General features: G+C 48.3%; 8 protein-coding genes. 1 reads left to right on the top strand and 7 read right to left on the bottom strand.

The window, feature by feature from the left end; genetic code table 11:
* The first annotated feature begins 445 nt into the window (after positions 1-445).
* Positions 446-1,279 (top strand): thymidylate synthase, encoded by an 834-nt coding sequence (thyA, locus tag HUX64_RS17890; protein WP_174627559.1) that lies wholly within the window; start codon positions 446-448, stop codon positions 1,277-1,279.
* A gap of 1,009 nt (positions 1,280-2,288) precedes the next feature.
* Here thyA and HUX64_RS17885 read toward each other — a convergent pair.
* The 7 genes from HUX64_RS17885 to HUX64_RS17855 all read right to left on the bottom strand — a co-directional run bounded on the left by HUX64_RS17885 (position 2,289) and on the right by HUX64_RS17855 (position 9,796).
* Positions 2,289-2,474, bottom strand: coding sequence for a hypothetical protein (locus tag HUX64_RS17885; protein WP_174627558.1), 186 nt, complete (start codon positions 2,472-2,474; stop codon positions 2,289-2,291).
* A 140-nt stretch (positions 2,475-2,614) separates the two neighbouring features.
* Positions 2,615-3,214, bottom strand: coding sequence for a DedA family protein (locus tag HUX64_RS17880; protein WP_174627557.1), 600 nt, complete (start codon positions 3,212-3,214; stop codon positions 2,615-2,617).
* Between the two features lie 141 nt (positions 3,215-3,355).
* Positions 3,356-3,721 (bottom strand): cupin domain-containing protein, encoded by a 366-nt coding sequence (locus HUX64_RS17875; RefSeq protein WP_174627556.1) that lies wholly within the window; start codon positions 3,719-3,721, stop codon positions 3,356-3,358.
* Positions 3,722-3,922: 201 nt separating this feature from the next.
* On the bottom strand, positions 3,923-4,471 hold the full coding sequence (locus HUX64_RS17870; RefSeq protein WP_174627555.1) for a metal-dependent hydrolase: 549 nt from the start codon (positions 4,469-4,471) through the stop codon (positions 3,923-3,925).
* A 1,118-nt stretch (positions 4,472-5,589) separates the two neighbouring features.
* Positions 5,590-7,125 (bottom strand): hypothetical protein, encoded by a 1,536-nt coding sequence (locus HUX64_RS17865; RefSeq protein WP_174627554.1) that lies wholly within the window; start codon positions 7,123-7,125, stop codon positions 5,590-5,592.
* A 1,042-nt stretch (positions 7,126-8,167) separates the two neighbouring features.
* Positions 8,168-9,343 (bottom strand): extracellular catalytic domain type 1 short-chain-length polyhydroxyalkanoate depolymerase, encoded by a 1,176-nt coding sequence (locus HUX64_RS17860; RefSeq protein WP_174627553.1) that lies wholly within the window; start codon positions 9,341-9,343, stop codon positions 8,168-8,170.
* Positions 9,344-9,364: 21 nt separating this feature from the next.
* Positions 9,365-9,796: a CopG family transcriptional regulator gene (locus HUX64_RS17855; RefSeq protein ID WP_174627552.1), complete on the bottom strand. Its 432-nt coding sequence runs from the start codon at positions 9,794-9,796 to the stop codon at positions 9,365-9,367.
* Positions 9,797-10,373 lie beyond the last annotated feature (577 nt).

Raw genomic sequence — 10,373 nt, 5'->3', positions numbered from 1 at the left:
AGTAGGCCCATTATTGAGCAGGTTTGATAGCCGTGAGCAAAGCATTGACTTCCATTCTGTGGCAAAGGCTAATCTGCGAAAAACCCATCTCTCTCAATTGATTGAGCGCCAGCGACTCACGCATGATCGGCTAAGGTTCCAGCGTTAGTGTCAATATTGATGAATGGACTTCGCTCTCAAGCCAGGCGCCCGACTGCTCGTGAAACGGGTCCGCCTTCGGAGGCGGTTGATGTTGGCGCTGATAAACAGATTCTTCAATCGCCTTGAGATGCTTGCATGGTAGGGCGAAATAGCTTAAAAGTTATCGCCAAATAGATGATCATCTCATTATCTACATGAACATGCCTAGTTGGCAAAATTGAACAGGCTGTTCCTTTTGTGCTAAAAGTATGCTTAAAAGAAGGTGGAACTATTTTTAATAACTTAATAGTCATGAAAAACCTGCATGAAGCAATATTTAGAATTACTCGACAAAATCCTCACCGAAGGCAGCTTGAAAGGCGATAGAACCGGCAGCGGCACATTGTCCATTTTTGGGCATCAAATGCGCTTTCCTTTAGCGGAAGGTTTTCCGCTCGTTACCACCAAGAAGATTCATTTAAAATCCATTATTTATGAATTGCTGTGGTTTTTAAAAGGCGATACCAAGCTGGCTTATCTGCATGAGCATAATGTCAGTATATGGAATGAGTGGGCCGATGAACGAGGTGAGCTAGGCCCGGTATATGGCTATCAATGGCGTTCATGGCCGACGCCCGATGGCCGACATATTGATCAGATTCAGCAGCTAATTGAACAGCTGAAAAAAACACCCAATAGCCGCCGCCTTATTGTTTCGGCCTGGAATGTCGCTGATTTACCGGATGAAAGCATTAGCCCGCAGCAGAATGTCGCGCAAGGCAAAATGGCCTTGGCGCCCTGCCATGCCTTGTTTCAGTTTTATGTCGCGGATGGCAAGCTGTCCTGCCTGCTCTATCAGCGCAGTTGCGATATGTTTTTGGGCGTGCCTTTCAACATAGCCAGTTATGCCTTATTGACGCATATGGCGGCTCAGCAAAGTGAGCTGGAGGTAGGCGATCTTATCTGGACGGGCGGCGATGTGCATTGTTACCTGAATCACCGGGAGCAGGCTAAATTACAATTAAGCCGTAAGCCTTATCCGTTACCAACATTGATAATAAAACGCAGACCGAAGTCTATTTTTGATTATCGCTATGAAGACTTTGAGATCAGGGATTATCAAGCCCATGAATCAATCAAGGCGTCGATTTCTGTTTAAGCGGAGTTATTTGATCAAATCGCCTTGCTGCTTTCAGGCCTCGGCCTAAAGCCGGAGAGCGCTTGCAAAAAGTGAAGCTTCGGTGCTTTTCTGACGCGAATGGGGCGAGGGACAGCCTTCGTCGGCATCTCGGGCTTCATCCCTAACGGCCTGTTTCCTTATTGCTTTTCTTTAAAAATTAACTGCTCGCTATGGCGAAGTAGGCTTTGCCACTCAATCCGTCGGAGAGTGCTGTTGGTAGCCCCGGCGCGGCCACGCCAGCAGGCAAAATTCATAAGCTAATGTTGAAGTGCCCAGGGTGACATTGGCTACAGTGGCAGTTCAGGGCGATAAGATTGAGTGGGAGCCATGACTACTTCCCGTATTCCCAACCAATAAACCTGTAGCAAGGGGATTTAAGACCACGATCGAAACAATCTGTTATTTCTTATCGATTAAGAGCGGTGCCTGATCGTATAAGCCTTGGCTCATGCCATAGAATTTTAAGGTCTTGAGTTTATCGAGGGGCGAAGCATTTATCATGCTAGGGCAATCGATAGGCATTCCGACGATTTTCCAGATGCCGGAAGTGTTCGAGACGCGAACCCGGCCGTTTCTTTAAGGGCCGCTGATTGAGTTTGACGAGTCGGTGTTGAAGCCCCTGAGTCAATTCAGCCAGGGAAAAGAACCTGTGATTGCCTAGCGGCGACAACAGCCCGCGCTATGCTTGAGAGTGTAAACGAATTTTAGCTTAACCGGTCACGCACGCGCCACGGCGGCGGCAAGGCTGGGTACGTGAGGCGCCGGCATGCGTATTAAGGCTTGGTTTATCACGAGGATGATACGTCTTGACTGCGGGTTTTCTTCTGGTCCTAATGCCGTACACATTGACAATGCACCGGGCTTTCATCGATGCCGGCTCCCGAAGACGGTTCAGGCCCAGCAGCTTTACCTTCAACGTCAAGCATGTGCGAGCGTTGACCTCGCTCAAGCGCCGCCTGTAACCCCTTGCCAACCAGAAACCACCATCTTATTCGGCCTCTACCCGTTCGGCAAGCTGCCGATCAATCAGCTGGCAAGCCGGTTTGCCTTCATCGGCCCGCAAGACATTCTGGTCATGCCGGCCCCGGTACGCCGCCTTACGCCTTCGGTTTGCCCTATCTTCCCACCCTTCACGGTCTTTGATGTTAAGCCGTCCCATATAACGCTTCTTCATTTGCAGCGTCCTCAATTGGTTGAGGTAATCTTGGGAAACACCAGTTCAGCATTCTCATTTATCTCATAGGGAGACTAGTGGTCAGGGAGCTCATCCTTAGCCGCCCCTGAATGGTCCTGCTATGGCTTGGGATCACACTGTTAACGTCGGCCTTGCCAGCGCTGGCTGCGTTTTTGTAATAAATGCTGCTCCAGTTTGTGTAAATAGATATAGATGCCATACAGAAAGATCGCTGCAATAGGCAGCGCAAAATACCAGTGCTCTTTGACATAGACTAATAAGTTTAATATTTCTTCTCCAAAGAAATAAGCAGGAGTAATGGTAACCATTGCCCATACCCATGCGCTAAGCAGGTTGATCAATGCAAACCGTTTTGCTGAATATTTGGTAATGCCGATCGACATCGGAATAATAGTGCGCAGTCCATACATATAGCGCTGCATAAAAATAATGGGCCAGCCGTATTTTTTTAATAGCAAATGCGCAATCGCAAACTTGCGCCGCTGGCTTTTCAACTTGCGCTGAATAAAGCCTTTATTCAAGCGGCCGATATAGAAATAGATTTGATCGCCGGTAAAACCGCCCAGGCCGCCTACAAAAACTGCTATGAGATACTGCATCGATCCGGTATGAACCAGAGTTCCCGCCATAACCAGGCCCATTTCGCCTTCCATTATGCTCCACAGGAACAGGATAATGTAACCGTACTCCTTCAGCCAATTGGTAAATAGTTCTTCCATAAGTGTTTAATTTCAGTGATCTTTTGATTTATCGCAAGAATAATTATTAGGCCTGCGCCAGAGTTTGTTTAACCGGTAATCAGCTATATGACGGGGAGCTTGTCTATCAGCTTCCAACTGGATTTAAATGCGGCATGGAATTCAGGCAGGCAAAGTGCCAAATATACTTTCTGTTGGCTTGTTTAAATGGATAACAAGCCATAAGGTGGCGATATCAGGCTGAGTCCATGCAACCCGGTGCCGGGCATGAGCGGGAATCAGCCAATAATCGCCCGCAGTTAATGTGATTGAGTGCTTATCGTTTTCATACTGTAGCGTGGCCCGACCCTGAAGCACCATGACCCATTCATCCCAGGCTTGATCATACCACTGTCCCGGGGTTGTAATATGGCCTTTGGAAATAATACGCTCAATACTAATATGATCGCGTTTCAACAGGCACTCAACCATTTCTCCCGGTAAATCCTCGGGAATGCGGCTATAGATATTAGGAATCAGCGGTTTCATATGCTTTTGCTAAATAGATACTGTTCAATTCATGCTGGCATTTGTTTAGCAGACCACAGAACTTGATTGTTGTTCAGTTTGCTGCTTTCCAATAGGGCAGAAAGGGCCTCATAGTAGTCATCAGGAAATCGGCTTTATGGGGAGTGCAGGAAAGTTAACAGATTGAGTTTAAAAGGGCGAAGCGCCGGCCGGGATAATTTGTTATCCCTGGTGCTTGATTGCTCGGAGACCTTCAAGCAACTCAAGTGCTGCAACTAGAATAAGGGAAGGCAGCCAAATCCATTTCAACTCACTGACTAACACCTGCGCTCCACGCTCGGTAAAAAACTGACTCACACCGATGGGCGATACGGCGATGGGACGAAACTCAAGAAAATACCGGCTGGTATTGAAGGGAGAGAAAAAAGCAACGCCAAGGCCGCCGTTTGTCATCGCATCCAGAAAACCGTGTGAAGAGCCACAGGCAAACAAATACAGAAAGGCGCGATACATAATGGATGGCGGGCTCCGAAGATAAAATACTAAGGTCAAAATCAGGGCGAGCATGATAGCAAAAAATAGCGAATGTGTCACTCCCCGATGACCCCATAGATCACCGTACTGAATGCCCCAGTAAAAACCGATTACATCCAGATCGGGAACAATGGCACAAAAGCTCCCCAGCAAGAAAATCCGCCTGCCGGTTTTTTCTATTTTAAATCCTTTACCTAGCGCCATGGCGACAACGGCGTGTGAAAAAACCGATGCCATTAACATCCTGCCGGGGCATAGCCTGATAGCCGTTTGGCAACCGGGCGCCCTTTTTGAATGGTGTGTGTTATTTCCACCTTTAACCCGTATTATGTTTGAATGACTTTAACCCGGCTTCCCGGATAAGTTTGCGGTCTGAAAACATAATCCATAAGACAGGCAAACCTCCGTTTTTCCAGCCCGAACTACTTGAAAATATCCAGATTCTTCGATCCGAATTAGCTGCAATGAATCCGCATTATGGACAAACAGCCTGCTACCGGGTTCGTGACTCAGAATAGGTGAAAACAAGGGCGTGGGTAATTTTTATCTTTATCAATAAGTTTTCCTACTCATTTGATAAGATAATTCTCGACCTTGAATTCCATGAGCCGTTTTTTAACTCGATAAATTAGGCTTCTTAATTTAAAAGTCAATGGAAATAAACTGCCTGAGCAATAAGTAAGGTAACCTCCGTTTGGGATAAAGCCCAGGATGGAGAAGGGGTCTGCGCCTCCTCCACTCGCACCAAGGAAGGCAGCGGGATTGCGACGGCAGCAGACGCTCTGGGTTTTCAGGTGGAAATATTAAACCCAATGCGGTTTGATTAAACTGTTGAATAAAGGCTTATTTTGCATAAAAGTAGGTAAGGCCCACGGCACGGGTGAACGTGTCGGCAAGTTAGACTTTGTTAAATAATTTTTCAATTGCTTGCCGCAATTCCAGCTCATCCAGATAACGGATTAAGAACACTGGTATGGTAATCTGGCTTAAAGCTTTCATAGCTTTGCGAAGGCATGGTGTCTGTAGCAAGCATACAAGCGCCGGGAAAGATCTGCTACGGTGACCTCTTTAAAGGCGGTGAGGCGAAAAAAATCAACTCGATTCTCTTCAAATAACCCCTTCGCCGATATAATTTTATCCGAGTGATTTTCCACCTTTCCGGTGGCTTGCTTTTAGGAGAATTTAAAAATATAAAGTCTTTGCTTTTTAAGATTCTGGATGCTTGGGCCCGGTGGCTAAAAAAACTCAAGCAAACGCCTGGGATATCCCCCGGCTTAAGGTCACTTCCAGTGCTTCTGGCCCTGAGTCAAAGTATAATTCTCATGTTTGCAATATAATCGCGCGAGATGGAGCAGCTAATTATCTGACCTCGTCGCTTTGAAACTGGCAGCCGCGGCCAACAGACCGACCAGGAAGAAAGCCGTGCCGACCAAGGTGTAACGGAGGTTCGGCTCCTCGATGGTCAAATCGTCAGTAGCATACAGCATGATAATGACGGCGATCGATCCCCAGCCAAGAAAACGCAAGGCAGCGGCTATGATGAGCTTGCCTCGCGCTTCCGATTCGCTTACAGGCGTGTCCATTCGATAGGCTACAAAACCGCATATGAGTGCGGGCAGGATTCCCCAGCGCATATGTTGTATGAAGCTGTCCAGAAAATTGAAAGAATCCCTGCGGTAAAAAGTCAACTCGAGAACAAGCGCCGATACCGTGGTGCTGACAACGAACCCCATTACCATCATGGCCATATAGAATCCATAGTAGCGATCGGATTGCTGCCGCTGGCGCCTGAAGGCGAGCGTTCTTGAAATAAAGACGAGCGTTATCGGAAGGACATATATAGCAATGGCATAGGCGACCCACCGGAGCGTCGTGTAATTAAAGTGCCCCAGGGGCTGGTCGGGAAACAGGAAGGCATTGTGCAGAAAGACTGAAATCTCTCGGCCCAGCATGACTCCGACGGCAGTGGCCGCCGTGAATAGCAGAACATATTTGTAGGTGTGTTTCAGGCGGGCTTCGCGGACATTGCCGCCGAGCCGCTTGACGGTTGCCCAAACAGCATTCTCGCTTGCGCTCCCGAATACGACCAGCGAGGCGAGCAGGCGACAGAGCAGGCCGGTGAGGTGGTCCAGCTCCTTTATCAGGTTGACCGTCTTGGTATAGTGCGGCTCCGCTTCCTTCCAGATGGCGACTTTTTCTGACATCGCATTATAGGAGATACAGATTTCTCCCCATTTCAGAGACGGTTCGTTGAAAAAACGACGAAAGGACGATTGATTGGCGTAGCTTTGGATCTGGTCAAAAAGCAGACAATTATGAGCCCATTTATACTCGACCGTGGTGTTGTATTTTTCGAAATCACCGGGATCGATGCTCGGCACCAGCAGTCGATTGGCGATTTGCTCTTTTAAGCCATCATCGACTGCCGACAGTCTCGATGCGATTAAAGCATTATAGACCTCTACCGCCTTGGTTGGAATTGCAAAGGCGTCATGGATGCTGTCCCGCAAAATAAGCAAAGGGTTGAACTTGCTTTCCCAGGCGATAAAAAAAAGAAACAGCCCGGCGACCATCAACGGTATGATCGTGCTTCTGTCCAGGCCATTGAGAAGATTTACCAGTTCCCCGGCGCGAAGGTGTTTCACGATGAGCGTCACCAGCGGTTCCAGAGGCAGCCACCGCCAGGTAATTAACCAGTAAAGTGCTGCCATAAACGTGCAGTACGATACGATCCCCAGCCAATAGGTGCTTCTGCGGATAAAATATTGGGGCAGCGTCGGTTCGGCGCCTAACTGGATCCGGCGTTTTTGGAATGACCGATAGGCGAGAAAGAATGCAGCTCCGGTTCCAACAAGCTGCACCGCAAAGTTAATCAAGAGTTCGACAGTCATCGTGCGTCTGTTCCTGCATGCTTTTCACAAGGTTTCGAGTTTGGAAAAATGTTAAAGGCCCTGATTATAAGGGTGCTTATTAGATAATCCCGGTATTATTGTATGTTAATCCTGCACAGCCTGGCTTTGGCGATATGGCCGGGCATGGGTATGACCCTAAAGATTATTCCTTAAATTTGGTTACATCCATCAATAAGAAACACTGGATTAAATGCTCCTGTGCGTAAGTAAATAAAGATTCAATAGGAGAAACTGCCCTCTGGCAAATATTGAAAACGCGCAATCGCCACTTTGCAGAGCTTTGGGTAACGCCAACAATGAATATTCAAGTTAAGTTTTCTTTATTGCATTCTTTAACACTAAATTTTAAAAACTTTATTATTTTTTATAAGTCATTGTAAATAAAATATTAATATCGAGTTCAACGGCAAAAGCCGGATAGGTTGGCTGGAAATAATATAAATGCGGCCTGTGGTTTAATTATAGATATTATAACGGAACCGGGCCGTCAAACTATTTGAGAATTTGGCTAAATTATTTGAAAAATTTCTTCTTTACAGGATTGGCACAGCCAGGATATGGACCTTTGCCGCTACAGTTTGCCCTTTTAATGGCCAAGGCGTCGGCACAGCTTTATTTACTTCCTTTGCCTATAGCTGGCTTGGCTTGATAGCGTCGATTGGGTTCAAAAGAGAAGCCGAGTTGAATTTTTGTTGAATTATTGCTTCAGTTCGATGTTGCATGCGGGCGGGAATCGAGTAGTTTCCAGACGCGATAGGGCAGGTGTGTCCCTGAAGCTTTAGCGTAGCGAAAATGCAGGCTTTCCTTTTATCACGTCGAGTTATTACGAGCAGGATGTGGCATCCCTTGCTGGGAGGTTAGAGAAAGGAGCAGTCCGGCCTAGGACTGCCAGAAATTAGCGGTCGCGTATAATTGCCAGCCCTTTGGAAACAGGAATGCTCATAAAAGCTTTCGCTAATAGCGACTGCCCGCCGTTCGATCTGCCACCGGCTTTCGAAAAACGACAGGCAGGCTTTCACATTTAATTCGTCGGCTTCGACTGGGTCGCAAAAAAACGCATCATTTCCTGCGAAGCATCTGGCCCCTTGCCGTCGGTATAACTGCCACGACTGCTCCCGCCTGACCAAGCGTGACCTGCTCCGTGCACCAGCCAATGCTCGGCCATCACCTTGCCGTCAGCCCCTCCGTACACCCTTTGCGTATAACCATGACCTGCCACGATTTGCCCTTTGCTTATCTGCACTTCAGCATGCGGTGAGATGGATTGGCTCAGGATATGATCACCATTGATCGGATGCACTGTACTGTCGCGGTCGCCATGGAACACGATGATCGGAATTGCTTTAAGACGCTTGTCTACGGGCGGGGATGCAGTGCCCTTCATAGCTGCAAAGGCCGAGGGCAGATCATGGGCCGCTGCATAGGGCAAGCCGGAGTGAATGCCGACTGCGGCGTAAAGCTCGGGATAAGTGGTACCCAAAATAACAGCCATTGCTCCGCCAGCAGACAGGCCGGCAACATAGACCTGGGCCGCATCAGCGTGATAGTTTGTGATGATCTCCTGGGTCATTCCGGCCAGGATGGATGGCTCACCTTGGCCCCGCTGCTGATCTATGGCGTTGAACCAGTTCCAGCATTTCGATCCGTTCGCTGATTGTGCCTGTGCCGGATAGAGCACCAGGCAAGGTTTTTCTTCGGCAATTGCATTCCATCGGGTGCCGGCCGCAAAATCATCCGGACTCTGCGTACAGCCGTGCAGCATGACTACCAGCGGAAGTGCCTGACCGTGATACGCCGTCGGAACATACAGCTTGTAAGCGCGGGTGCCGGCCTGGTTAGTATAAGAGTCGGCCAGAAATTTTCCCGGAGCAAGCGCACGGTCGTCCTCTTGCGCATCACTTTTCGGCGTGAAGGCCGGCAACTCGAATGGCAGACCATCTACCGGCCCAGGATGGCTCAGCCTGGCTAGCAAGTCCGGCACAAATCCGTTGGCCGCGCCCGTATTATCGGCTTTCACCTTTGCCGCCGAATTGATGCCGGGCATTGTGAGCGGCCCGGAAACATTGCCGGCCAGTGCTGCTGGCATCAAGCTGTGCATCATCTGCTGAATTTTTTCAGTCGCGGTGCCAGCGTTGTCTTTTTGCAGCTTGGAAGCGGCGGTGCGCATTGCTGTAAATACTTTTTTATTGAACTTCATTGAGTCTCTCCCGAGTTAGGGTTAGCGGATGCGCCCGGCAAGGGCACTTTTGACAGCAGGGGTGGCATGCAGCGCTCCGAGCACCACCAGCGAGTCTATTGTGGCAAGCGCCAGTTCCGGCGACACATCGGCGTCTATGGTGGCCAGGCCCAAAACCTGGATCTGCAATTTCTGATTCGTCTCCTGTAGCGCCTCCAGATCGGCGCGTGAATAATGCTGGAGTCCAAGCACCAGGCTCTTGCGAGCAATGGTCTGACGAACCACGTCAGCATGGGCAGTTAATTGGTTCCGGATCGCAGTGCGAATCAGATCGGTCCGGTTGGAGTAAAAGCCTTCCTGCACCAGCAAATCAATTTGTCCAAGGTCGACGCATCCGAGATTAATCGTGATTTTCTCGGTCTCGCTGGCCTTTGGAACTTTCGGATGTATTTCATATACATTCGTCATTATCATCTCCTTCATACTGCATATCATCTATATACCATCTATATACCATCTATACGGAAGTAATTATAAAGTTGAATAGACAAATGTCAAGAAAAATTGCAATCGTACGGGATTTTCTGATCAATACTCTAACTGAGCGTATAGTGAGAGGATTTCGGGTAGTTATTGTCGGCATTGAAAAATTCATCCTGTTTGAGTTTAAGCGCAGGACAGGTGTACCAGACCATAGCCTCCACTTGACGCTACGATGAGATTCAAAAATGTCCCGAAAGCCGCAATCCAGAGAGGTTAGCAGTTTCTTTACATCTACAATAAACCGTGACGAGTTCAGATTTTTAGGTATCAGTTCAGGCTTAACCTGACATTCAGGCTTGAAAAAGCTGAGGGTTACTGGTGAGATAGAAAGGGCTGCTTTTCATCACACCTGAAAGAGGTAACTCTCGTGCTTGCGAATTACCTAAGAAGCTGTTTGGAAATTATCGCGTCAAGCCAAACGATTCACCATGATGCGAGTCATGGCGATGTAAATCCAAGCTTCGTCGATGCGAGTCAGTCGTTCGTAGGCTTTACTGAGACGACGCGA

Origin of the sequence: Candidatus Methylobacter favarea (assembly GCF_902806695.1) — a bacterium.
GTDB lineage: Bacteria > Pseudomonadota > Gammaproteobacteria > Methylococcales > Methylomonadaceae > Methylobacter_B > Methylobacter_B favarea.
Note: the sequence above shows the minus strand (reverse complement) of the source record. Positions and strands in the feature narration are given on the sequence as shown.